Annotated in this window: 20 protein-coding genes; 8 read left to right on the top strand and 12 right to left on the bottom strand. The window is 74.5% G+C overall.

Annotated features, from left to right (window positions below):
* Nucleotides 1-10: 10 nt before the first annotated feature.
* A complete protein-coding gene (locus tag ACZ5D2_RS34885) occupies nucleotides 11-2,506 on the bottom strand; it encodes an MFS transporter (protein WP_468935070.1) in 2,496 nt (831 codons plus the stop codon).
* Between the two features lie 72 nt (nucleotides 2,507-2,578).
* Entirely contained in the window at nucleotides 2,579-3,640 is a 1,062-nt protein-coding gene (locus ACZ5D2_RS34880; RefSeq protein WP_371681395.1) for a chitinase, read from the bottom strand.
* 394 nt (nucleotides 3,641-4,034) lie between these two features.
* Here ACZ5D2_RS34880 and ACZ5D2_RS34875 point away from each other — a divergent pair, with 394 nt between their 5' ends.
* Entirely contained in the window at nucleotides 4,035-4,337 is a 303-nt protein-coding gene (locus ACZ5D2_RS34875) for a muconolactone Delta-isomerase family protein (protein WP_468935067.1), read from the top strand.
* Between the two features lie 171 nt (nucleotides 4,338-4,508).
* On the opposite strand, the gene ACZ5D2_RS34870 is transcribed toward ACZ5D2_RS34875, so the two are convergent.
* The gene (locus ACZ5D2_RS34870; protein ID WP_468935064.1) at nucleotides 4,509-6,464 is read right to left on the bottom strand and encodes an alpha/beta hydrolase; all 1,956 of its coding nucleotides are present in this window, start codon (nucleotides 6,462-6,464) and stop codon (nucleotides 4,509-4,511) included.
* A 291-nt stretch (nucleotides 6,465-6,755) separates the two neighbouring features.
* Here ACZ5D2_RS34870 and argG point away from each other — a divergent pair, with 291 nt between their 5' ends.
* The gene (gene argG, locus ACZ5D2_RS34865) at nucleotides 6,756-8,204 is read left to right on the top strand and encodes an argininosuccinate synthase (RefSeq protein WP_280916087.1); all 1,449 of its coding nucleotides are present in this window, start codon (nucleotides 6,756-6,758) and stop codon (nucleotides 8,202-8,204) included.
* A gap of 87 nt (nucleotides 8,205-8,291) precedes the next feature.
* Here argG and ACZ5D2_RS34860 read toward each other — a convergent pair whose 3' ends face one another.
* The 4 genes from ACZ5D2_RS34860 to ACZ5D2_RS34845 all read right to left on the bottom strand — a co-directional run bounded on the left by ACZ5D2_RS34860 (nucleotide 8,292) and on the right by ACZ5D2_RS34845 (nucleotide 12,000).
* Complete coding sequence (locus ACZ5D2_RS34860; protein ID WP_371680588.1) at nucleotides 8,292-9,416, bottom strand: PP2C family protein-serine/threonine phosphatase; 1,125 nt, start codon at nucleotides 9,414-9,416, stop codon at nucleotides 8,292-8,294.
* A 76-nt stretch (nucleotides 9,417-9,492) separates the two neighbouring features.
* Nucleotides 9,493-10,917, bottom strand: coding sequence for a carotenoid oxygenase family protein (locus ACZ5D2_RS34855; protein WP_468935059.1), 1,425 nt, complete (start codon nucleotides 10,915-10,917; stop codon nucleotides 9,493-9,495).
* On the bottom strand, nucleotides 10,914-11,558 hold the full coding sequence (locus ACZ5D2_RS34850) for a TetR/AcrR family transcriptional regulator (protein WP_468935056.1): 645 nt from the start codon (nucleotides 11,556-11,558) through the stop codon (nucleotides 10,914-10,916). The genes ACZ5D2_RS34855 and ACZ5D2_RS34850 overlap by 4 nt, the downstream gene beginning before the upstream one ends.
* Before the next feature lie 61 nt (nucleotides 11,559-11,619).
* A complete protein-coding gene (locus tag ACZ5D2_RS34845; RefSeq protein WP_371680585.1) occupies nucleotides 11,620-12,000 on the bottom strand; it encodes a hypothetical protein in 381 nt (126 codons plus the stop codon).
* Nucleotides 12,001-12,243: 243 nt separating this feature from the next.
* On the opposite strand from ACZ5D2_RS34845, the gene ACZ5D2_RS34840 reads away from it, so the two are divergent.
* The 3 genes from ACZ5D2_RS34840 to ACZ5D2_RS34830 all read left to right on the top strand — a co-directional run bounded on the left by ACZ5D2_RS34840 (nucleotide 12,244) and on the right by ACZ5D2_RS34830 (nucleotide 15,944).
* A complete protein-coding gene (locus tag ACZ5D2_RS34840) occupies nucleotides 12,244-13,671 on the top strand; it encodes an MFS transporter (protein ID WP_468935052.1) in 1,428 nt (475 codons plus the stop codon).
* 84 nt (nucleotides 13,672-13,755) lie between these two features.
* Nucleotides 13,756-14,553, top strand: a complete 798-nt coding sequence (locus ACZ5D2_RS34835; RefSeq protein WP_468935049.1) for a response regulator transcription factor — start codon at nucleotides 13,756-13,758, stop codon at nucleotides 14,551-14,553.
* The gene (locus ACZ5D2_RS34830; protein ID WP_468935046.1) at nucleotides 14,550-15,944 is read left to right on the top strand and encodes a HAMP domain-containing sensor histidine kinase; all 1,395 of its coding nucleotides are present in this window, start codon (nucleotides 14,550-14,552) and stop codon (nucleotides 15,942-15,944) included. The genes ACZ5D2_RS34835 and ACZ5D2_RS34830 overlap by 4 nt, the downstream gene beginning before the upstream one ends.
* Nucleotides 15,945-15,948: 4 nt before the next feature.
* On the opposite strand, the gene ACZ5D2_RS34825 is transcribed toward ACZ5D2_RS34830, so the two are convergent.
* A complete protein-coding gene (locus ACZ5D2_RS34825) occupies nucleotides 15,949-16,929 on the bottom strand; it encodes a TAXI family TRAP transporter solute-binding subunit (protein WP_468935043.1) in 981 nt (326 codons plus the stop codon).
* Nucleotides 16,930-17,093: 164 nt separating this feature from the next.
* On the opposite strand from ACZ5D2_RS34825, the gene ACZ5D2_RS34820 reads away from it, so the two are divergent.
* Nucleotides 17,094-18,308, top strand: a complete 1,215-nt coding sequence (locus tag ACZ5D2_RS34820) for a cytochrome P450 family protein (protein WP_468935040.1) — start codon at nucleotides 17,094-17,096, stop codon at nucleotides 18,306-18,308.
* 65 nt (nucleotides 18,309-18,373) lie between these two features.
* Here the strand turns inward: ACZ5D2_RS34820 and ACZ5D2_RS34815 are convergent, their stop codons facing one another.
* Entirely contained in the window at nucleotides 18,374-18,577 is a 204-nt protein-coding gene (locus tag ACZ5D2_RS34815) for a cold-shock protein (RefSeq protein WP_030230186.1), read from the bottom strand.
* Nucleotides 18,578-18,890: 313 nt separating this feature from the next.
* A complete protein-coding gene (locus ACZ5D2_RS34810) occupies nucleotides 18,891-19,847 on the bottom strand; it encodes a helix-turn-helix domain-containing protein (protein WP_371680579.1) in 957 nt (318 codons plus the stop codon).
* Between the two features lie 98 nt (nucleotides 19,848-19,945).
* On the opposite strand from ACZ5D2_RS34810, the gene ACZ5D2_RS34805 reads away from it, so the two are divergent.
* A complete protein-coding gene (locus tag ACZ5D2_RS34805) occupies nucleotides 19,946-20,977 on the top strand; it encodes a saccharopine dehydrogenase family protein (protein ID WP_371680578.1) in 1,032 nt (343 codons plus the stop codon).
* 166 nt (nucleotides 20,978-21,143) lie between these two features.
* On the opposite strand, the gene ACZ5D2_RS34800 is transcribed toward ACZ5D2_RS34805, so the two are convergent.
* Nucleotides 21,144-22,628 carry an amidase gene (locus ACZ5D2_RS34800; protein WP_468935034.1) on the bottom strand — a complete coding sequence of 495 codons (1,485 nt, stop codon included), beginning with the start codon at nucleotides 22,626-22,628 and terminating at the stop codon, nucleotides 21,144-21,146.
* 148 nt (nucleotides 22,629-22,776) lie between these two features.
* On the opposite strand from ACZ5D2_RS34800, the gene ACZ5D2_RS34795 reads away from it, so the two are divergent.
* Nucleotides 22,777-23,373, top strand: coding sequence for a TetR/AcrR family transcriptional regulator (locus tag ACZ5D2_RS34795; RefSeq protein WP_371680575.1), 597 nt, complete (start codon nucleotides 22,777-22,779; stop codon nucleotides 23,371-23,373).
* 24 nt (nucleotides 23,374-23,397) lie between these two features.
* On the opposite strand, the gene ACZ5D2_RS34790 is transcribed toward ACZ5D2_RS34795, so the two are convergent.
* A complete protein-coding gene (locus tag ACZ5D2_RS34790; RefSeq protein ID WP_468935030.1) occupies nucleotides 23,398-24,078 on the bottom strand; it encodes an HAD-IA family hydrolase in 681 nt (226 codons plus the stop codon).
* Nucleotides 24,079-24,123: the final 45 nt, after the last annotated feature.

The following is a 24,123-nucleotide window of genomic DNA, read 5'->3' as shown; positions in this document are numbered from 1 at the left end:
TCCCCGCGGGTCAGGGGCGGACCTGCGCTCCCCCGGGCGCCTTGACCTTGATCGTCAACCCGGCGACGAGGGCCGCCAGCAGCAGGAATCCGCACGCCCACCAGATGGTGAAGGGGAAGGCGAGCACCTGGTCGTCGACGTGGACGAGGCCGCCGAGCAGCACGGTGCCGAGGGAGACGCCCGTGTGCTGAGCCGCGGCGAGTGCCGCCGAGGCCGCACCGGAGTGCCCCTCGGGGACGGCCTCGGTCATGACGGCGAGAACCGGCACGAGGGCCACGCCGGCGCCGCCGCCGGCGAGGAGCATGCCCGGCAGCACCCAGCCGGCGTACCCCGCGTCGCTCGCCCTGGTGAAGAGGAGCAGACCGAGGGTCGTGGTCAGCAGACCGCCGACGATCAGCACGCGGGGCGCGACGCGGTCCAGGAGGCGGGCGGAGACCTGCGTGGAGCCGAGGGCGACGGCGGCGGCCAGCGGGAGGAGGAGGACCCCGACCATCTCCGGCCGGTAGCCGAGGTAGGGGCCCAGGACGGCCTCGAACACCGGGACGATGACGAGGAGGCCCGCGCCGGCCAGGACCGAGGTCACGAGGCAGCCGGTGCGGCCCGGAGCCCCGAAGAGGTACGGCGGCAGGAGGGGCTCCGGCCTCCGTGTCTGCCGCCTCAGGAAGGCCGCGAGCAGGATGACGCCGAGCACGAGGGAGGCCGTGACGGGGGGCACGAACCCATGGCGGCGGCTCAGTTCGCCGAAGCCGAAAGTGAGACCGCCGAGGCCGCCGGCCCCGAGCAGCGCGCCCGGCACGTCGAGTCGGGTCCCGGGGCGGCCCGGACGGTCCGCCGGCAGGCCGAGCGCGGTGACGGCCGCGATCACGGCGAAGAGCGCGCCCGCGAACGGGGACCAACGCCGCGACACGTCCTCGACGAGCACTCCCACCAGCAGTACCCCGAGGGCGGAGCCGCTGCCGGCGACCGCGGCGTAGATCCCGAGGGCCCGGCGGCGCGCGTTCGGCTCGGTGGAGCCCGCGACCACCAGGGCGAGGGCGGCCGGCAGCAGGAACGCCGCGGCGCCGCCCTGCAGGGCGGCGGAACAGATCAGCACGGCCGGGACACTGGTCAGGCCGCCGAGCACGGCCGCCGTGGCGAACCCGGCCAGGGCTACGAGCATGACCCGTCTGCGGCCCACGAGGTCCACGACGCGTCCGCTGAGCGGGAGCAGCCCCCCGAAAGCGAGGAGGTAGACGCAGAAGAGCACGTACAGGCCGTCGGAGGAGAGGCCCAGGTCGGCCCGGGCCGACCGGAAGACCGCTCCGTCGAGCACCACCACCAGCTGCGCCATGGCGGCCACCACGAGGCTCCGGCGCCGTCCGGCGGGCGGGGGCGGCTGGTCCTGGGCGGTGGCGGCGGGCACGCCCTGCGCCGGGACGCCGACCGGGCCCGGGGCCGGACCGAATCCGGGCGGGGGACCGGCCGGGACCGGGAGGGTCGGGGCGTACGCGGGAGGTGCGTGCGGGGACCGCGCCCGCGGGTCGGGCACGGGCGGCGGTGCGACGGGGGTGACGGCCGGGGCGGCCGGGGCGGTCTCGGCGGCCGGGGCCAGTGTCCCGGCGCGCTGCGCGGGGGCGTAGTCCAGCAACCGGGCGGCATGGCGCCCGAGTTGGGCCAGCACCGGGCCCGGCAGCCACTCCGCCGCCGGGTCCGTCGCCGTGTGGGCGGCCACCTCCGCCGGGGTGGGCCGCCGGGCCGGGTCCTTGTCCAGGCAGGCGCCGACGAGTTCGGCCAGCGGTGGCGGTACGCCGGTCAGGTCCGCCTCCTCCTCGGCCACCCGGAAGAGGTGGACGTTGAGGCCGGTGTCCCTGGCGCCGAACAGGAACCGGCCGGTGGCGGCGTAGACGAGGACGGCGCCCAGGCAGAAGACGTCGCTGGCGGGGGTGAGCGCGAGACCGCGGACCTGTTCCGGCGACATGAAGCCCGGAGATCCGATCAGCATGCCGGTGCGCGTGTGCAGGCTGTCCCCGCCCAGGCTGTCCATCGCGCGGGCGATGCCGAAGTCGATGACGCGGGGGCCGTCGACGGTGACGAGGACGTTGGACGGCTTCAGATCGCGGTGGATCAGGCCCGCCCCGTGCACGGCCCCGAGGGCGAGGGCGAGCCGGTTGGCGAGCACGTGGACCGAGTGTTCGGGCAGCGGCCCGAAGTCCCTGGCGACCACCGTGTGCAGGTCGGGTCCCGGCACGTACTGCGTCGCGACCCAGGGCACGGCGGCCTCGGGATCGGCGTCGAGGACCGCCGCCGTCCAGCTTCCGCCCACCCTGCGCGCCGCCGCCACCTCGCGGGCGAAACGCCGGCGGAACTCCGGGTGCCCGGCGTACTCGGCCTGCACGACCTTGACCGCGACGGTGCGTCCGGCTTCGGAACGCCCGAGGTAGACCAGGCCCATCCCACCCGCGCCCAGCCGGGCGATCAGACGGTACGGACCGATGCGCGCCGGATCTTCGGCGATCAGCTGCTCCACGGAAGTAAGATAGTGCAGCTCTCCAACAAGGGAGGCCCCCTCGGCCACATGTCACGCCCAGGGGGCACGCCGTCAACGGCCCTGCAGCGCCCGGACGTTGTCGCCGAAGGTCCAGTTCCTGGATCCGTCCCAGTTGAGCGACCAGGTCATCAGTCCCTTGAGCCGGCCGCCGTAGGGGTTCCACGCCTGGGAGACCAGGCTCGGCGACATGTAGCCGCCGCCCGCGCCCGGCTGGGCCGGCAGCCCCGGCACCTGCTTGTCGTACGGCACCTTGACGGTGGTGTTCTGGACGACCAGACCGCGGTCGAGACAGTCCGTCTGCGCCCTGAAGCCGGCGACGGTGCCCGCGGAGTAGGAATCCCCGGAGCAGCCGTACATGCTGCCGTTGTAGTACTGCATGTTCAGCCACCACAGCCGGCCGTTGTCCGCGTACTTCTTGACGATCGGGAGGTACGCGCCCCAGATCGAGCCGTAGGCCACGCTGCCGCCGGTGACGTAGGCCGTCTCGGGGGCCATCGTCAGGCCGAAGCCGGCCGGCATCCGGGCCAGAACGCCGTCGATGATGCGGATCAGGTTGGCCTGCGACGCGGACGGCTGGGTGATGGAGCCGGAGCCGACGAGGCCGGTCTCGATGTCGATGTCGATGCCGTCGAAGTTGTACCTCTGCAGGATGGGCACGATCGTCGCCACGAACCGGTCCGCGACGGCACCGGAGCCGAGGTCGATGCCGGCCGCCGCGCCGCCGATGGACATCAGCACGGTGAGGCCGTCCTGTTTGGCCTGGCACATCTCGGCGGGGGTCGGCACCTTCACGGTGCTGTCCATGCCGTCCTCCCACAGCACGGTGCCGTCGGAACGGATGACCGGGAAGGCCGCGTTGACGACGTTGTAGCCGTGGGCGCGGATGCGGGCGTCGGTGATCGGTATCCAGCCCAGGGGCGGGTGGACGCCGTTGGCCGAGCCGTCCCAGTTCTCCCAGTAGCCCTGGAGGACCTTGCCCGCGGGCCTGGGCTTCACCGGGCAGGTGTCGGCCGCGGCGGGCGCGGCGGGTGGCGGTGCCGCTGCGGCGGCGGGTAACTGCGCGAGGAGCGCGGCCGCGAGTCCCGCGCCGAGCAGGCGGATGGTCCGGCGGATCATGGAGTGCTCCCTTCGTGCCGCTTCCGCGCGGGTGCCCGGGGCGCCCGGGGCGGGAGGACGGGGGCTGAGTGGGGGGAGGAGCGGGGCGGGCCGGGGTGCGGAGCGGGCCGGGGTGCGGAGCGGGCCGCGAGGGCGGTCGCCGACGGGATGGGGCCCGGCGGCGGCGTGCGCGGCCCGGTGCGCCACAACGTAAAGTTGGTCCAGACCATCCGTCAAGAGTGTCGGCACCGCCCGGATCCGCCGCGGGGGCCCGGGCGGGCGCGGAGGCGGGGCGGGGAGCGGGCGGTCGCGAAGCGGGGCCCTCCCCCGGACGGCCGGTACCCGCCGGCACGCGCGCCGGCCGGGGCGGCCGTAGCCTGTTGGCCAGCGGCCCTGCGGAGGAAGAGGGAGCATGCGCGAGTTCCTGGTCGAGATCACCACCACCATCCCCGAGGGCACCGACCCGTCCCTCGTGGACGAGCGTCGCGCCGCCGAAGCGGTCCGGGCGCGGGAACTGGCCGCCGCGGGACACCTCGTACGGCTGTGGCGCCCGGTCGGCGAGCTGCGGAGCATCGGTCTGTGGCGGGCCGCCGACGAGGCCGCGCTGCGGGAGGAGGTGCTCGGCACCCTGCCGCTGCGGGCGTGGATGACCCACGTAGTCACCCCCCTTGAGCCCCACCCCAACGACCCCGGCGGGCCCGCGTCCGCGTCGTGACCGCGGGCCCGCCCCCGGGCCGTGGCTCAGGAGGGCCAGACGACCACGCCGTCCCGGACCGTCAGGGGTGTGGGCCGGCGCTCCTCGTGGAAGCGGGTCCAGCCCAGGTCGACGCCGCCGTCGTGGCGGCGGTGGGCGTCGGCCGCCCTGGTGGCGAGCCAGGCGAGGAGCTCACCGGTGCGTTCGAAGCCGTCGGGATGGATCTCCTGGCGGCTGGTCAGAGCCCAGGCGCCGCGTCCGGCGCGCTCCCGGGGGACCAGGAGCGAGACGAGGGCGCCGCCGATCGCGTACGCCTCGCCCCGCTGGGCGAGCAGGGGCTCGGGGTGGTTCTCGACGACGGGCCGCCCCTCGTCGTCCTCCACCACCCAGGGGAACCCGGTCACGATGCGGAGCGCCCGCGGTTCCGGGCCCAGACCGAGGTGCCAGCGGAGTTCGGCGAGTTCGGGTTCCGGCGGGTCGGCGCGCAGGTCCAGCGCCAGCATGAGTTCGAAGACATCGGCCACGTGCGCACACGCTAGCCTCCGCCGGGCGCCCGCGCGGGGCCGCCCCCCGTCGCCGGGGGGCGGGGCTCGGGGGCGCCGTCACGGCTGGGGGGGCCGGGGTGGTCACCTCGTGGCCGCGGGCGTCGATGCCCAGGGCCGGGCAGGACGTGCTCTCCCGCGGGAGCCGGCCGTCCAGGAGGAAGCGCTCGACGTGCCGCTTGACGCAGGCGGAGTGGCGGAACCCGGTGTGCCCCTGGCCCTTGTAGTCGATGACGATCGCCCGGGGGCCGAGCAGCCGGGCCGTCTCCTCGGTCCACGCGTACGGGGTCGCCGGGTCGCCGCGCACGCCGATCAGGAGCATCGGCGGGACGTTCTCCGGCGTCAGGCCCGAGGTGGGGTCGGTGGGGGTGGGCCAGCCGTGGCAGTAGGCGATCTCGCTCAGCTCGCCCGGCCCGAAGATCCTGGAGGCTTCGAGGAACCGCGGCCGGAGCTCGTCCAGTTGCCGCTGGAGGGCCCGAGGGTCCCCGCCGGCTCCGCGGTCGGGATAGTCCGCGCAGCTCACGGCTGCCCAGGCGGCGCCCTCGTTGTCCTTCTCGGGCTGGGCGGCCTCCAGCAGCCCCGCGGGGTCACGGTGCCGTACGAGGGTGCCCAGGCCGCGCTCCAGGTCGGGCCAGTCCCAGGGCGAGTAGAGGTCGTTCTCGATCGCCAGCGCCAGGTCCGCGCCGGTGAACCTGCCACCGCCCGGCACCGGGAGCGGGTTCGCGTCGAGCCGCGCGACGAGTTCCCCGGTCCGCCGGTTCGCCCGGGCCCGGTCGACGCCCTCGTACACGCAGCCCGGCTGCCGGGCGCACCAGTCGAGGAAGGCGTCGTAGGCGATCTGCTGGCCGCGCGCCGTCTCCAGTTCCTGGTCGGCGAGGGGCTCGGAGAGGGTGTCGACCCCGTCGAGCACCATGCGGCCGGCGCGCTCGGGGAACCGGGCGGCGTACACGGCGCCCAGCCTGGTCCCGTAGGACCAGCCCAGGTAGTCGAGCTTGCGCTCGCCGAGGGCCTGGCGGAGCACGTCCATGTCCCGGGCGACGTTGACGGTGCCGACGTGGGGCAGGACGGGCCCCGAGTGGGCTCTGCAGGAGCGTACGGCGGCGTCCGAGGCGCGCAGCAGGGCCGCCGCGTCCATCGACTCGGTGCGCCGCACGGGCAGCGCGCCGGCACAGCTGATCGGGGCGGAGCCGCCGACGCCGCGGGGGTCGAAGGTCACCAGGTCGTAGGAGGCGGCGAGGTTCCGGTAGCGCAGCGCCCGCTCGGGCTCCGTGAGCCCCTTCGCGAGGGAGGGCAGGCCGGCGCCTCCCGGACCTCCGTAGTTGAGCACCAGGGAGCCCAGGCGGTGCCGCCCGGTGGCGGGGCGGCGCGCCACGGCGAGGGCCACGGTGCCCTTCGCCGGGTCGGTGTAGTCGAGCGGGACGTCGAGGTGGCCGCACCGCATGGACGCCGGGTAGCCGGAGGGGCAGCGGCCCCAGTCGATCCGCTGCCGGTAGAAGCGGGCGAGCTTCGGGTCCTGTGGATCCGGCGCGGTGGTGCCGTCTCCGACCGGCGCGAGGGCCGTCGCGACGAGTGCCGCCGCGGCGCACAGCAGTGACGCGCGGTACATGGCGCCTCCGGTGGGGTGGCGGAGCGGGGACGGGCGGGGCGCCCGCTCCCCTGTCCCGGCGGGCCGGCACCCCCCGTGCTCCCCCGCCCGGCCGCGGATGATCACTGGTGGGTCCAGCGTAGCGCCGTCGGCCGCGTCACGCCGGTCACGGGGACGCATGTACGAGTGGCCGGCGCGCCCAGGGCTCCGACCAGGCACGCAGGGACCCGGGAGGGCCCCGGCGGACCGGTTCCGGAAAGTCCACCCCGACGCCGCGTTGCATGACCATGCGAGGTGCTGCATAATCTTCCTATGTCTAAAGTCCTCACGTCCCTTCCCGCCGGCGAGCGCGTCGGCATCGCCTTCTCCGGCGGGCTCGACACCTCGGTCGCCGTCGCCTGGATGCGCGACAAGGGCGCCGTCCCCTGCACGTACACCGCCGACATCGGCCAGTACGACGAGCCCGACATCGCCTCCGTGCCCAGCCGCGCCTCCGCGTACGGCGCCGAGATCACCCGGCTCGTCGACTGCCGTGCCGCCCTCGTCGAGGAAGGCCTGGCGGCGCTCGCGTGCGGCGCGTTCCACATCCGGTCGGGCGGGCGCCCGTACTTCAACACCACGCCGCTGGGACGTGCCGTGACCGGCACGCTGCTGGTGCGCGCGATGCTCGAGGACGGGGTGCAGATCTGGGGCGACGGCTCCACCTTCAAGGGCAACGACATCGAGCGGTTCTACCGGTACGGGCTGCTCGCCAACCCGCACCTGCGGATCTACAAGCCCTGGCTGGACGCCGACTTCGTCACCGAGCTCGGCGGCCGCAAGGAGATGTCCGAGTGGCTGCTCGCGCACGGGCTGCCCTACCGGGACTCGACGGAGAAGGCGTACTCCACGGACGCCAACATCTGGGGCGCCACCCACGAGGCCAAGACGCTGGAGCACCTCGACACCGGCATCGAGACCGTCGACCCGATCATGGGCGTGCGGTTCTGGGACCCGTCGGTGGAGATCGCCACGGAGGACGTGACGGTCGGCTTCGAGCAGGGCCGCCCGGTCACCATCAACGGCAAGGAGTTCGCCTCCGCCGTCGACCTCGTGATGGAGGCCAACGCGATCGGCGGCCGGCACGGTCTGGGCATGTCCGACCAGATCGAGAACCGGATCATCGAGGCCAAGAGCCGCGGCATCTACGAGGCGCCCGGTATGGCGCTGCTGCACATCGTCTACGAGCGCCTCGTCAACGCGATCCACAACGAGGACACCCTGGCCGCGTACCACAACGAGGGCCGGCGCCTCGGCCGCCTCATGTACGAGGGCCGCTGGCTGGACCCGCAGGCGCTGATGATCCGCGAGTCGCTGCAACGCTGGGTCGGCACGGCCGTCACCGGCGAGGTGACGCTGCGGCTGCGTCGCGGCGAGGACTACTCGATCCTGGACACCACGGGCCCGGCGTTCAGCTACCACCCGGACAAGCTCTCCATGGAGCGGACCGAGGACTCGGCGTTCGGCCCGGTGGACCGGATCGGTCAGCTCACCATGCGCAACCTCGACATCGCTGACTCCCGCGCCCGCCTGGAGCAGTACGTGGGGCTCGGCCTGGTCGGCACTCCCCACCCGACCCCGATCGGTGCCGCGCAGGCGGCCGCGACCGGGCTGATCGGCGCCATGGACGAGGGCGGCGCCGAGGCGATCGCCTCCCGTGGCGAGGCCACCGACGAGGAGACGATGCTGGACCGCGCCGCGATGGAGTCCGGCACGGACTGACGGACGGACCGACCGTCGTACGCGCGTCGGCGGCCGCTGCCCCGGTGGACTTCGTTCCGCCGGGGCGGCGGCCGTTCCGCGTCCGTCTCAGGGCGGCACGAACCGCTGGATGGCGACCATGGCCGCGTCGTCCCCCAGGACGCCGCCGGCCGCGTGGCCGAGCAGGTCGGCGCGCAGGTACTCCAGCAGGGCGTGCGGGTCCGCCCCGGTCCAGGCCGCGGCCCGCTCCGTCAGCGGGTAGAACGTCCCGTCCCGGTCGCGGGCCTCCATGACCCCGTCCGTGTAGAGCAGGACGATGTCCCCGGGCGCCAGGGGGAAGGTCTGCGCGGTGGCCCGCGCGTCCACCAGCCCGGCCAGGCCCAGGGGCGGTGCCGGATGGTCCACCTCCAGCGCGGTGACCCGGGGACCGCGGAACAGCAGCGGTGGCGGATGGCCGCAGTTGATGAGGTGCAGGGCCCGCTCCTGGTCGGGGAGTTCCAGGACGGCGGCGGTGACGAACCCCTCGCCCAGGTCGTCCGGAGAGCCGTCGGGCACCCGTGACCCGTCCGGGCCCGGGGCCACGGATCCGTCCAGGTAGGCGACCAGCCCCGCCAGGTCGGCCTCCTGGTGGGCGGAGGCGCGGAACGCGCCGAGGACGAGGGCCGCGTCCCCGACCGCTTCCAGCCCCTTGCCCCGGACGTCACCGATGATCAGTCGCGTTCCGCGGGCCGTGCGGGCGACGGCGTACAGGTCTCCCCCGATCTGGGCCTCGGCCTCGGCGGCGAGGTAGACGGATGCCAGGCGCAGCGGGCCGATCCGCTCCGGGAGCGGCCGCAGCACCACCTGCTGCGCGGTCTCGGCGACCGAGCGCAATTGGGTCAGCTCCTTCTCGTGGACTTCGCGCAGGTGGGCGAAGAGCGTCACGATCACGGAGATGAGGATGAGGGCGATGATCTGGAAGGTGTGGTTCAGGTCGGTCAGGCTGCTGCGCACCGTCGCCGTCACCGCCTGGGCGACGACGGCGACGGCTCCGACGGCCGCGGTGGTCCAGGGGCCGGCGAACGACGCGGTGACGGCCGGGGCGGCCACCAGGAAGGGCCCGAGGTGCACCTCGGGCGGGGCCAGGATGTCGACCACGGTCACGATGGTGATCAGCGCGAGCGGGACCGCCAGGAGCGCGTGGCCCTGCTCCCCTGCCGGATGACTGCTCGCACGCGGGCGCCCAAGGTCCATCCCTCCTGCATACACCGCCCCGGCCGGGGGCCGCGTGGCACTTCTGGAGTCCGCGCCGGGGAGCCCGCCCTTTGGGTCAGCCGCGCCCGGCCCCCGGCGGCCGGGCGGCGGGCCGCGCGGCCGGGTCCTCGTCCGGGACCCAGTTCCCGTGGAGGCCGAGGGGCACGCGTACGGGCAGGTGGACGCGGGCGAGCGGTTCCCCGGTGAAGTCCCGGGCGGAGAGGATGACCAGATCGGCGGCGCCGCGCTCCGGGCTGTGGACGTACGCCATCACGTAACCGTCGTCCTCGGCCCCGGGCGTCTCGGCGGAGACGAACACGCCTTCGCCGACGGCGGCGAAGCGTCCGAACTCGTGCGCCTCGGTGGTGCCGCGGGACAGGTCGTGTTTGAGGAGCGCGTTGCTGAAGCCCGCGTCGGGTCGCCGGTCCCCGGGGCCGGCCGGCGGGGCGTACAGCTCGACCGCGGCGGCGTAGCCGTACCGGTACGGGAGCCCGGTGTAGCGGGAGTTGACGCGGGGGAACTCCTGGGTGCGGTCGTCCAGCCGCTCCTCGCGGACCGTCCCGGCGGCGAGGTCGATGGTCCAGCGGTAGAGGGTGGGGCGGCTGGTGCCGAAGTCGCGGATGTCGAAGCCCTCGGGGTGGCGGACGAGGTCGACGACGACGTCCGTGCCGTTCTCGTGGGCGTTGAGGGTGTGGCCGACCAGGCTCGGGGCCACGGGGAACCAGCGCACCGGGCCGCCCTCGCGGGGCATCACGCCCACGCGTGCCGGATGGGTGTCGTCCCAGCGGAAGGGGACTCCGGTGGCGAGGTGGGCCGCGCTGAAGACCACGGGGCCGTCGAAGAGGATCACGTGGCGGTCGGTGAGCGCGAAGTCGTGCATGTAGGGGCGGCCGGGGGTGTGCACGGTGGTGGCGCGCAGCACGGTGCCGGTGTCGTCCATCACGATGTGCTGGACGTGTTCGGAGCCGTAGCGGAAGGCGAGCGAGTGGAGCTCGCGGGTGCGGGGGTCGAAGAGGGAGTGGGCGTTGGCGTTGTAGCCCTCGGGGGTCGCGCCGAGGTCGCAGGGGCCGAGCGTGTCCAGGTCGTAGGTGAGTTCGTACGGGCGTAACCCTCCCTCGATGAGAGCGAACGTGCGGCCGGCCAGGCCTGCCACCTGGACGTTCGGGGCGAAGTCCGTCCGCGGGTCGACGGGGGCGCCGCGGCGCGGTTCGCCGAGCCGGTCGGCGACGGAGGAGGAGCGGACCCAGCGGTTGCGGTACCACTCGGCGCGGCCGTCGCGGATGCGGACGCCGTGGACCATGCCTTCGCCGAGGGTCCACAGGTGCGCGGCGGCGTCCTCGATGCCCAGCGGGTTGGGGCCGGTGCGCAGGTAGCGGCCGCTGAGGTGGCCGGGTATCCGGCCGGTGACGGGCAGGTCGTGGGCCGTGGTCTCCTCGGTGACGGGTGCGAAGTTCCCCGAGAGGTAGCGGTTGGTCGTCGTACGCGTCGTCGGGGGTGTCATCGGGGGGTCCGTTCCGGGTCGCTGGACGGGGCCGGCGTGGCCAGGAAGGCCTGGCCGAGCGCGGTCATGAGGGTGGTGTAGCGGCGGGCCGCGGTGTCGGGCGGGAAGTGGCCGGCGAGTTCGAGGCTCACCGCGCCGTGCGCGGCGGCCCAGAACAGCTTCGAGATCTCGTGGGCGTCGCCGTCCGGCCGGAACACCCCGGAGCCGATGCAGGCGGCGACGGCCGCGGCCGAGGCGTCGAAGGCGGTCTCGGCGACGGCGAGGGCCTCGGCACCGGGGGTGTAGTGGGGGATGGCCCCTTCGAACATGACGCGGTAGTAGGCCGGTTCGGCCAGCGCGTGCTCCCGGTAGGCCGTGCCGAGGCTGCTCAGGTGGGCCAACGGGTCGTCGGTCGGCGGGACTTGTTCCTGGGCCCGGCGCAGCCGTGCGAAGCCCTCCCGGTACAGGGCGTCGGCCAGGCCCTCCTTTCCGCCGAACACGGTGTAGAGGACCTTGGTCGAGGTGCCGATCTCGGTGGCGATCCGCCGGACGGTCAGGGCGGCGGCCCCCTCCTCGACCAGCAGCCCGATGGCGCGGTCGAGAACGGCGGTCCGCGCGGCTTCCTGACCGGCCCGCAGGGCGTCTTGGTAGAGCGTGATCATGGGTAACAACATAACCCAGAGGTAACGTTGTTACCACCCTTCTCCCGGTTCCGCGCGGCGCCTACGGACGGGCCGTCACCACCCGGCCCAGGTCCAGCAGGCTCAGGCCGAACATCAGGACGCCCAGGGGGACGTGGACCGACGGAACGTGCGCGATGCCGAGCACCACCTGCACCGAGGCCAGGACGAGGAATCCGGACGCGTGCAGGACGGGGCGCAAGGGACCGCCGCCGGGCCGCCAGGCCAGGATCGCGGCGAGCAGGTACAGCATCGACGCGCCGTACATCACGCGCGCTCCGACGCCGTGCAGCAGCTCGCCGTGCGACGAGGCGAGCAACAGCCCGGCGGTGGCAGCCTGGAAGAAGACGGCCGCGGTCTGCAGCGCGATCGCCGTCCGCACGAACGTGAGGCCGCGTCGTCCTGTCGTCATCTGTGTGGCCATGGCCCGGTCCCCTCGTCGATCCCTCGTCGGTGTCCGAGAGTCCGACGAGGCAGGCCCCGGAAATGTGAGGCCCGGTGGCCGCTTCCGCGCAATGTGCCGGTCCCGTGCCGTCCTTTCTTAGCGGCACGTTAGATCTGCGGGCCGGGCGTTGTACGGGGGCGGCCGCGGACGCATGCTCTGGGCACTCCCCACCGCCGGGGCCCCTCCCCCGTCCCCTCGCGGGGACCTCCGACTGGAGGCGTCATGCCCTCGTCCACCGCAGTCCCCGCACCGCCCCCGCCGCTGCCGCAGGGCGCCGACCTCCGCAGGAAGCGGCGCACGGCCCTGATCGGCGGTTCGCTCGGCAACCTCGTCGAGTGGTACGACTGGTTCGTCTACGCCAGCTTCGCGATCTACTTCGCCGACTCCTTCTTCCCCGGCGACAACCCGACCACGCAGCTGATGAACACGGCCGGGATCTTCGCCGTCGGCTTCCTCATGCGCCCCGTCGGCGGGTGGATCCTCGGCCGCGCCGCCGACCGGCGCGGGCGCAAGAGCGCGCTCACGCTCACCGTCACCATGATGTCGGTGGCCGCCCTGCTCATCGCCGTCGCCCCGACCTACGGACAGGCCGGCTACTTCGGCGCCCTGGTGCTCCTGCTCGCGCGCCTGCTCCAGGGCATGAGCATCGGCGGCGAGTACGCCGCCAGCGCCACCTACCTCACCGAGGTCTCCGCCCGGAACCGGCGCGGCCTGGGCTCCTCGTTCCAGTACGTGTCGATGACCTGCGGCCAGCTGCTCGGACTGGGCATCCTCATCACGATGCAGCACACGCTGACCACCGCCCAGTTGGAGAGCTGGGGGTGGCGGATCCCCTTCGTCCTCGGCGCCCTGTTCGCGGTCGTCGTCTTCTGGCTGCGGCGGCGTCTCCAGGAGACCGACGCCTTCGCCGAGCAGGCGTCGCAGGGGGACGACGCCGGCGACGACGACAGCACGCGGGGCACACTCAAGGTCCTGTGGCAGCACCGGCGGCAGGCCGGACTGGTCATGGCACTCACCCTCGGCGGGACCGTGGCCTACTACACGTACACCACCTACCTCACCAAGTACCTGGTCGGCAGCGCCGGCATGGCGAAGACGACCGCCACCCTCGTCAGCTTCACCGCGCTCACCCTCTTCGCGGCACTGCAGCCCTTCGCCGGAATGCTGTCCGACCGGATCGGACGGCGCCCCCTGCTGATCACCTTCGCCGTGGGCTGCACCTTCGGCACGTACCCGATCATGACGGCCCTCGGCTCGGCGTCCTCGTACTGGTCCGCCCTGGGTCTGTCCCTCCTGGCGCTGGTGATCGTCACCGGCTACACCTCCATCAACGCCGCGGTCAAGGCCGAGCTGTTCCCGACCCGGGTCCGGGCCCTCGGTGTGGCGTTGCCGTACGCCATCGCCAACGCGCTCTTCGGCGGCACGGCCGAGTACGTGGCGCTGTGGTTCAAGAGCGGCGGCCACGAGAAGCTGTTCTTCTGGTACGTCTCCGGGTGCGCGCTGGTCTCCCTGGTGACCTACCTCCTGATGCCCGACACCCGCGATGCCGCACTCAGCCGCGCCGAGGCCGAAGCCGATGGCGATACCGGTGCCGGTGCCCGGCCGGGCACCGGGGATTCCCGGGCCCCGTCGGTGGGGGCCGGACGCTGACACGGACCGGTGACCCGGGGCGGCCGCTCCCGTAGGCTGCTGTCCCCGGCCACGGCACGGGTCATCGGGTGAGGGGAACCGGTCATGCACGCGCTTCTCGTCGAGGACGACGACCGGATGGCCCAGGCCCTCGGCACCGCCCTCACCCAGCGCGGCCACACCGTCCGCCGGGTCGGCCGGGCCCTGGACGCCCTGCTGCACCTGCGCGAGGCCGAGTTCGTCCTGCTCGACCTCGGCCTGCCCGACCTGGACGGGCTCGAACTGCTGCGGCGGCTGCGCACCGTCTGCGACGCCCCGCTGATCGTGGTGACCGCGCGCTGCGAGGAACGCGACATCGTGCAGGGCCTGCGGGCCGGCGCCGACGACTACGTCGTCAAGCCGTTCCGGATGGCCGAGCTGATGGCGCGCGTCGACACCGTGCGCCGCCGTACGGACCGGCGCACCGGCCTCCGGGACGCCGACGCCGGGCACGGCGACCACCGCCACCGTCCCGTGCGCGCCGGGGACGTCGAGGTGGATCCGGCGGGCCGGACGGTGACGGTGGCGGGAGCCGAAGTCCGGCTCACCCGGCGCGAGTTCGACGTGCTGGCCTTCCTGGCCGTACGCCCGGACGAGGTGCACTCCCGCGAGGAGATCATGGACCGGATCTGGGGGGACGCCTTCCTCGGCGCCTCCCGCTCCCTGGACGTCCACGTGGCGGGCATCCGCGCCAAGACCGGCCGCTCCGGTCTGGTGCGCACCGTCCGCGGGTACGGGTACCGGCTCGGCCGCCCCGCCACCGGCGACGGCGGCCCGCGGGACGGGGCGTGGGGCCCGGCGGACGACGGGGCCCACGACACGGCCGACGACGGAGCCCACGGCGGGGCGGACCGCGCCCGGTGAGGCGTCGGCTCCTCGCCGTGCTGCTGGTGCTCATGGGCGCGGCCACCCTGTTGCTCTGCCTGCCCCTCGCCGACGCCTACGCGCGCGGGCGGACCGAACACCTGCTGCTGCAACGCCGCTCGGAGGCCGTACGGTTCGCGGATCTCGCCGAACGGATGCGCACCGCGGCCGACCGCCGCGAGCTGTCCGACGAGATCGAGCGGTACGCGCAGCTCTACGGGGCTTCGGTGGCCGTGGTCGACACGGCCGGCGGGCCGGTCGCGCGGGCCGGTACGGCCGCTCCCCCGGAGGGTGGTGCGGGCCGGGCGCCCTCACCGGCGGCGGACGCCCTGGCCCGCGCGCTCACCGGCCGGTCCACCGACCGGCTGCCGGCCGTCCGCCCCTGGGGGCCCGCGACCGTGGTGGTGGCCGAGCCGGTGGGCCGCGACGAGCGGGTGAGCGGGGCCGTGCTGATGACCCTGCCCACCGGAGCGGCCCGCCGGGACGTGACGGTCCGCTGGTCCCTCATCGCGGTGGGGGCGTTCGCCGCCTTCGCCGCGGCCGCCCTGGTCGCGGTCGGGATCGCGCGCTGGCTGCTGCGCCCGGTCCGCGATCTCGACCGGGCGGTGGGGAGGCTGACCGCGGGCCGCCTCCAGGCCCGGGCGGTGTCCGACACCGGGCCGCCCGAACTGCGTCACCTGAGGCGGCACTTCAACACGATGGCGCAGGCCCTGGCCGATTCCCTCGGCCGCCAGCGCGACTTCGTCGCCGACGCCTCCCACCAGCTGCGCAACCCCCTGGCCACGCTGGTACTGCAGATGGAGAACGTCGAGCCGTACATCGCCCCCGGACCCGGCCGCACCGAGCACGCGCGCGCCCTGGACGAGGCGGAACGCCTGGAGGAGCTGCTCGCCGGACTGCTGGCCCTGGCCCGGGTGGAGTCCGGCACGGCGGAGCTGCGCGACCAGGACGCCGCGCGTGCGGTACGGGACCGGGTGGCGGCCTGGCATCCGGTGTTCCGCGACGCCGGACTGGAGCTGACCGCGCACGGCCTCCCGGACACCCTGGGGGTGCGGGCCCTGCCGGACACGGTGGGCCGGGTACTGGACGCCCTCCTCGACAATGCCGTGAAGTTCGTGCCCGGCGGCGGACGCGTCGAGGTGAGCGTCCGGCAGGCCGCCGCGGGGGACGCCGTCGTGCGCGTCGCCGACGACGGCCCCGGCGTGGCGCCGGACCAGCTTCCCTCGCTGCTCCGCCGGTTCACGCGTTCACCGGAGCACCAGAACGTGCGGGGCAGCGGGTTGGGGCTGGCCATCGCCGATGAGCTCGCCCGCACCAGCGGCGGCCGGCTGACGGCCGGCGCGAACGAGCCGCGCGGCCTGGCCGTCGAGCTCCGGCTGCCGCCCCCGTGAGCGGTCAGCCGTACACCGACCGGTAGTAGGCGACGGCGCCCGGGTGGAGCGGCACCCTGCCCGTCGAGATCGCGAACCGGGGCTCCAGCCGTACCCCGGCGGTGACCTCGCGCAGCAGGTCCCGCCACCGGTCGAACACCACGCGCAGCAGGGCCTCGACGGTGTCGCACGGTACGTCGTCGCGGGCCAGGAGGTAGTTTCCGACCCCGATGGTGCCCACCGGCTCCGTGAGCCCGTACACGCCGGCCGGAAGGGTGACGGCGGTGTAGACGGGACCGTAGCGTTCCCGGAGCGGCCCCACATGGGCGTCCAACGGCAGGAAGCGGAGCGGCAGTTCGTGTGCCAGCCCGGTCAGGGCGGGTGTGGGTACGCCGCCGGACCAGAACAGCGCGTCGACCTCGCCGCCGCGCAGGGCGCGCACGGACTCGGCCAGGCCCAGGGGACGTTCGAGCGGTGCCGCGGCGGCCGCGCCCGGACCGGCGGCCCGCAGGATCCGGCCCGCCACCACCTGCACCCCCGACCCGGCGGCGCCGGTCGCGACCGGCCGGCCCGCGAGGGCTCCGGCCTCGCGCACGGGGCCGTCCGCCGGTACCAGCAGGTGCGTGTAGTTCACGTAGACCCGGGCCAGCGCCGTCACGCCGGTGACGGGCCGGGAGAACGGCTCGTGGCCGAGGACGGCGTCCTCGGCCGCGTCGGCCATCGCGAGGGCCAGATCGACGGTGCCCTCGTCCAGTCGCCGCAGGTTGTCCACGCTCGCCGCGGTGGTCACGGGGAGGACCGGCGGGCCGCCCCCGCGGTCGCCGTACGCGGCGACCGCCCGGGCCAGGGCCTGCCCGAACGCGTTGTACGGGCCGCCCTCGGGTCCGGTGGCGAACCGCAGCCGCCGTGCCGGGACGGACGCCCCGGAGCATCCGGCCAGCGCCGCCGCGACCGCGCCGCACCCGGCGCCCATCACCCGTCGACGACTCACTCCCGCGCTGGCCACGGCGCCAGCGTAGCCGGGCGGCCGTCCGGCGGGCCGTCGCTCCTCGCCCGCCCCGCGGGAGACGGTCGAGAGGATGCGTCGTCGACGATGATGGAGATGATCATCCGGACCGCGGCGCCGACCGGCGGCCGCGGCCGGCCGCCCCGGGCACGTAAGGAACGCGCATGACGCGGATATCGCAAGACGTCACCCTGCCGCAGCCGTTCGGAGAACCCTTCGCACACGACCCCCACGCCGTCTACGCGGCCCTGCGCGCCGCCGGACCGGTGCACCGGGTGGCGCTGCCCGACGGCTCCGCGGTGTGGCTGGTGGTCCGCGAGGCGGACGTCCGCGCCGGGCTGTCCGACCAGCGCCTCTCGGTGGACAAGAGGCACTCGGCCACGGGCTTCAGCGGTTTCTCCCTGCCGCCGGCGCTCGACAGCAACCTGCTGAACGTCGGACCCGAGGACCACCTGCGCCTGCGCCGGCTGGTGGCCCACGGCTTCACCCCCCGGCACGTGGACCGGCTGCGCGACGCCGTCCGGGACGCCGTCGAGGAGCGGACCGCGCACCTCGCCGCGCGGCTCGACGGCGGCGGCGAGGCCGACCTGGTCGCGGAGTTCGCCCGGCCGCTGCCGCTGCGGGTCATCGGCGCCCTGCTCGACGTCCCGTCCGACGACCGGGAACGGTTCTCCGGCTGGATCTCCGCGATGCTCACCCCTGCCTCCGGCGAGGACCTGGTCCGGTCCATCGGCGAGGTCCACCGCTTCCTGGTCGACCTCGTGGCCGTGCGGCGCGCCCGACCCGGCGACGACCTGCTTTCGGACCTGATCACGGCCCGCGACGAGGGGGACCGGCTCACCGAGGAGGAGCTCGTCTCGCTCGCCTTCCTGATCCTGGGGGCGGGCAGCGAGAACGTCCAGCACGTCATCAGCGCCGGTGTGCTCGCCCTCCTCGACCACCCCGAGCAGGCGGCCCGCCTGCGGGCCGAACCCGCGCGCACGGCGGACGCGGTCGAGGAACTCCTGCGGTACACGAGCCCCAACCAGACGGCGATCCGCCGGTTCCCCACGGAGCCGGTGGAGATCGGCGGCGTACGGATCCCGGCCGGGGACACCGTGCTGTTCGCCCTGGCCTCCGCCCATCGCGACCCGGACCGCTACCCGGACCCGGACCGCTTCGACATCGACCGCGCCGACAAGGCCCACCTCGCCCTCGGACAGGGCATGCACTACTGCCTGGGGGCGCCCCTGGCCCGGCTGCAGCTCACGCTGGCCCTGGGGGCGATCGTGGACCGGTTCCCCGGCCTGCGGGCGGCCTGCCCGCCGGACCGGCTCCGCTGGCACAGCACCTTCAGGTTCCGCGCCCTGCGGGAGCTGCCGGTCACCGGGCTCCGGTAGGACCCGGCACCCAAACCGCCCCGGAGCAGGTGCTCCGGGGCGGTGGGGTGTGCCTGCGACCGAGGTCAGGCGACGGTGATGTTCTCCGCCTGCGGGCCCTTCTGGCCCTGCGTGACGTCGAAGGTCACGGCCTGGCCTTCCTGGAGCTCGCGGTAGCCGGTGGAGTTGATGTTGGAGTAGTGCGCGAAGACGTCCGGACCGCCGCCGTCCTGCGCGATGAAACCGAAGCCCTTTTCGGAGTTGAACCACTTCACGATGCCGCTGGCCATGGCCGTGCCTCTCAGTCGATGTCGGATCCGCACCGCGCGGACCCGGAGGTGATCGCCCTGGTCCTGCACTGCACAGCAAAGCGCCCACGCCAGGGCGCGGGCAGGTACTGCGAACCACGACAGCTGCCGCAGACGCTACACGTCGGAACCGGCGCCCACCAGAGAGCAACGATCACTGTCACGAAATCGGGGTGCCTGCCCGGGGCGAGGTACCCGGGATGGACCATCTCATCACGGGACGCCCCCCGTTGAGACCGTTCTCATCACCTCATCACTTATGCACCATTTCACATGAAGCACGACGTACGGGAGGCTATGGGATCCGCGAGGGGTTGGCGCTGCGGAACGAGCGGCGGTAGGTGTCCGGCGGGACCCCGACGGTGCGTTTGAACTGGCGGCGGAGCGTGGTCGCGGTGCCCATCCCGGTGGCGAGGGCGACCGACTCGACGCTCATGCCGGTGGCCTCCAGCAACTCCTGCGCACGCCGCACCCGTTGGGTCAGGAGCCACTGCAGCGGCGTCTGCCCGGTCACCGACCGGAACTGCCGGCCGAGGTGGCGCGGGCTCGTGTTCGCCTTGCGGGCCATGTCGGCCACGGTCAGTGGCCGGTCCAGCCGCTCCAGGACCCAGGCGAGCAGGCCCGCCAGCACGTGGTCGCCCTTCACCGGCACCGGCGAGGCCACGAACTGGGCCTGGCCGCCGGGCCGGTGGGGCGGCATGACCAGGCGCCGGGCCACGGAGTTGGCGATGAGCGCGCCGTGGTCGAGGTGGACCAGGTGCAGGCAGAGGTCCACGGCTGCGGCCTTCCCCGCCGCCGTGAGGACGCTGCCGTTGTCCGTGTACAGCACGTCCGGGTCGACCACGGCTCGGGGATGACGTGCGCTCAGCTCCTCGGCGTGCGCCCAGTGGGTCGTGGCCCGGCGGCCGTCCAGCAGGCCGGCGGCGCCGAGCAGGAACGCCCCCGTGCACAGGGAGGCCACCCGGGCACCCGCCTCGTGGGCCGCGCGTACGGCCTCGACCAGCTCCGGGGACGGCGGCACGTCGATGTCGGCGCACGCGGGCACGATCACGGTGTCGGCGGCGGCGAGGCGCTCCAGCCCGTGGTCCGGCTCGACCCGGAACGGCCCGACGCGTACCGGCCCCGGCCCGCAGAGCAGTACGTCGTACCAGCCGTCCACGGCCTCGCGCGGGGGATTCCCGAAGATCTCGTAGGCCACCCCCAGTTCGAAGTGGAGCAGGTCACCAGCGGCGAGCAGCGCGACAGTGGGCATGTCCGAAAGTGTACGGGCGGTGTCGTTCCGGACCATCACACCCCGGCCTCCCCCGCGACGAGACTTACCGCATCGGCACAGCGAGAGCAGGGGGAACGATGAGCACAGCGGCGGCAGTGGTGGTGTACGGGGCGACGGGGCACACGGGGCGTTTCGTCGTGGCCGAGCTCCTGAGGCGCGGGATCACCACGGTGGTCTCGGGGCGGAACGCGGCGCGCCTGGAGGAGCTGGCCGCCGAGTGGGGCGGGGTGGCGGTGCGGCCGGCCGCCGTGGACGACCCGGATTCCCTGGACCGGGCCCTGGCGGGTGCGGCGGCGGTCGTCAACTGCGCCGGACCGTTCGCGGTGACGGCCGGCCCGGTGGTGGAGGCGGCGCTGCGCGCGGGCATCCCGTACGTGGACGTGGCGGCGGAGATCGAGGCCAACGCCGCCACGTTCGCCGAGCACGCCGAGGCCGCCCGGAAGGCCGGGGTGGCGGTGGTGCCGGCGATGGCGTTCTACGGCGGCCTGGGCGACCTCCTGGTGACCGCGGCCCTGGGTGACAGGACGGCGGCGGACGAGGTGCACGTGGCGTACGGGTTGAGCAGCTGGCACCCCACGGAGGGCACGCGGGCGGCCGGGGCGGTGTCCCACGAGCGCCGCGCGGGGCGTCGGGTGCGCTTCGCGGACGGTGCGCTCCGGTACCACGACGACGAACCGAAGGTGGTGGACTGGGACTTCCCCGGACCGCTCGGACGGCGGTCGGTGATCGCGGAGTTCACGATGGCCGATGTCGTCACCGTGCCGAGCCACCTGGAAGTGCCGGACGTGCGGACGTACATGAGCGTCGAGGCGGCCGGGGACCTGGCCTCACAGGACACTCCCGCTCCCGAGGCGGTGGACGCGCTGGGGCGCTCGGACCAGCTCTTCGCCGTCGACGTCCTGGTCCGCGCGGACGGCGTCGAGCGGCGCGTCACGGCCCGCGGGCGGGACATCTACGCGGTCACCGCCCCGTTGGCGGTGGAGGCCGTCCAGCGCCTGCTGACGGGCCGGGCGCGGACCACGGGCGTGGCCTCGGCGGGCGCCGTGTTCGACGCGGCCGACTTCCTGCGGGCGCTGGCCCCGTACGTGTCGGTCGACCTCCCGCACTGACCGGCCGCACTGACCGGCCGCGGCCGCCAGGCGCCGGACCCGCCGGAAAGCGGTCCCGACGCGGTGTGCCGGACGTCCCCGCCGGGGGCCTCCGGCCTCGCGTTCGCCACCCTGGCGGACCGGCTTCGCGAACCGGCTTCCGTCCACCGGGGCCTGACGGTCTCCCTCACGGACGAGCGTCCGGGCCGCACCGGCCCCGGCCGGATCCGGTACCCGTAGGAGCCGGGGCTCCCACAGGCCGGCGCGGATCGACCGGGGCCAGGCCCCCGAGCCGTTCCTCGACCGCACGGGCCGCGGCCAGGCACAGGTCCTCGCGGAACGCGCGCCCGACGATCTGGACTCCGCAGGGCAGCCCGTCCGTCACCCCGGTGGGAACGGCCACGGCCGGCACGCCGACGAAACTGGTCGCGGTACACAGGCGCATGGCCGTGGCCACCCGGTCCCGGCCGGCCCGGTCACGGGATTCCAGGCCCGGCCCGACCGGCGGCTCGGTGAACACCGGGCCCAGCAACAGCGGGTGCTCGTCGAGGAATGCGGCCCACGAGCGGCGGATGCCCAACCAGGTGCCCATCAGCTTCACCAGCTCGTCCGCGGTCGCGGGCGGGGTACGTTCCATCGCCATGGCGATGTAGCGGTCGCCGCCCTCGCCGAGCAGCCCGCGCACCACCGGCCAGGCCGGGGCGAACTCGGTGACGGTGATCCGCCCGTAGGCGTCGAGGGCCTCGTCCAGCCTGGGGACGTCCGGCACCTCCCGCACGTCGTATCCGGCGTCCCGCAGGGCGGCGGCCGCGGCCTCGACGGCGGCGCGGACCGTGGGGTGCACGCCGTGTCCCCCGGGGTCCGCGACGACCGCGACCTTCACGGGGCCGGGAAGCGGCTCCCCGTAGAGGGGCACGGGGACGGCCTGCGGATCGCGCGGATCGGGGCCGGCCAGCACCTCGTAGGCCAGTCGCAGGTCGGCGACGCTGCGGGCCAGCGGGCCGTCGGTGACCAGGAACTGGGACGCTGGGCCGGGGTCGTCCGGGCCGAGGACGCGCCGGTCGGCCGGGAAACGCCCGGTGGTCGGCTTCAGCGCGGCCACCCCGCAGAACTGGGCGGGGATGCGGACCGATCCGCCGGAGTCGTTGCCGAGCCCGAGGGCCGCCATACCGGTGGCGACGGCGACCCCGTCGCCCCCGCTGCTGCCGCCGGGGGTCCGGGCGGGGTCCCAGGGGTTGACCGTGTCCCCGAACAGTTCGCTGCGCGTGTGCATCCCGGCCAGGATCAGGGTCGGGATGTTGGTGTGCCCGATGGGGACGGCGCCGGCCGCACGCAGCCGCGCCACGGGGATCGCGTCGGCCGGGGCGACGAGGTCGCGGAAGCGCTCGACGCCGAAGGTGGTCGGTACGCCTTCGACCGGCGTGCTCTCCTTCACGGTGAACGGCACGCCCGCGAGCGGCCCGAGCACCTCGCCCGCGGCCCGGCGGCGGTCCGTCCGCTCGGCGGCCTCCCGGGCACGGTCCGCGAGGGTGCGGGTCACGGCGTTGACCATCGGGTTGACCTCGGCGATGCGTTCCAGGTGGGCGTCGACCAGTTCGAGGGCCGAGACCTCCCCGTCGCGCACCGCCTTCGCCTGTGCGCCGGCCGACATCCTCCACAGGGCGTCCCGCATGGCACGCCTCCTTCCCGTTGACCTTCACGTGCACGTTCGCGCACACGTTCCGATGCGTGCGCATCGGAACTGTAGCCCGCGAACCGATGCGCCCGCATCGGATAAAGTCCGGAGCGGAAGAGGACCCCTCCCGGGAAAGGCGGCGGACATGCCCAGACAGGTGGACCACGCGGACCGGCGCCGCATCGTCGCCGAGGCCGTCTGCGAACTCGCCGACGAGCACGGGCTGGAGGGCGTGACCCTGCGCGACGTCGCGGCCCGCGCCCAGGTGTCGATGGGCGCCGTGCAGCGGTGCTTCCGCACCAAGGAGGAGATGCTCGTGTTCGCGCTCGGGCACATCGGCGAGCGGATCGGGCGCCGCGTGCGGGCCCGCCTCGTCAGGAGCCCGGCCCAGTCGGCCGCCACCGCCCTGGGGCACGCGGCCACGGAGGTCGCCCTGCTGCGGGAGGAACACCGCGCCGAGGCCAGGGTCTGGCTCGCCTTCGTCGCCCAGGCAGCGGTCAGCGAGGCCCTGGCCGGCACCCTCAGGGCGAGCTACGCCGCGCTGGAGGAGTCCTTCGCGGGTCTCGTCGCGGAGGCCGTCGAGGACCCCGCCCGCGCCGTCCCCGTGGACCCGCGGCGCGAGGCCCGCACCCTCCTCGCCCTCGCGGACGGGCTCACCACCCACGTCCTGATCGGCCACCTCACCCCCCGGGCGGCCCAGGACGTCCTCGACGCCCGTCTCACGGCCCTCTTCACGGGCTGAGCCGCCGCGCCGCGGGCCGGCGGGCTACCGGGAGGGGTGCGACGCCTCCCCGCGCGCTCCGGAGGCGAACGCGAGGATGTCGGGGACGGCTGCGCGCAGGGTCGGGTAGTGGCGGTGGACGCCCTCCACCGCGGCCGGGGTGTTGACGCCCCACACCGTCATCCCGGCGCGCAGTCCCGACAGCACTCCCGACGGGGCGTCCTCGACGACCAGGCAGTCCCGCGGGTCGGCGCCCAGCCGGGCGGCGGCACTGAGGTAGGGGGCCGGTGAGGGTTTGCCCTCGTCGACGGCGGCCGCGTCCACGATCAGGGCCGGGACGGGCAGGCCGGTCCGGGCGAAGCGGCCGCGCACCCGGTGCTCGTAGTTCGAGGTCACCAACGCCCAGGACGCGGACGGCAGGCGGGACAGCAGCTCCGCCGCGCCGTCGAACGCCGTGTAGGCGCCGGACCGGACGTCCTCGTCCTCCAGTTCGTGCAGGGCCGCCAGGCACTCCCGCGGATCGCGGTCCGGAGCGACCTGCGCGAAGGTCTCCACGGGCCGTGTCCGCAGGGCGATCCGGTGCACCTCGTCGGGATCCAGTCCGTGGCGCTCCGCCCAGGTCCGCCAGACGCGGCGCTGGTTGTCCAGGGCGTCGATCAGTGTGCCGTCGACGTCGAACAGGACGTGGGTCCGGCGGTCGGCGGGCCGGTTGTGTTCGCTGGTCACGGGCCGATCATGCCATCGTCCGTCCGGGGGTCGGCTGCCGGGCGC

Source organism: Streptomyces sp. NPDC031479, assembly GCF_055581065.1.
The sequence above is the reverse complement of the archived record's forward strand: the minus strand, read 5'-3'. Positions and strand labels throughout refer to the sequence as shown.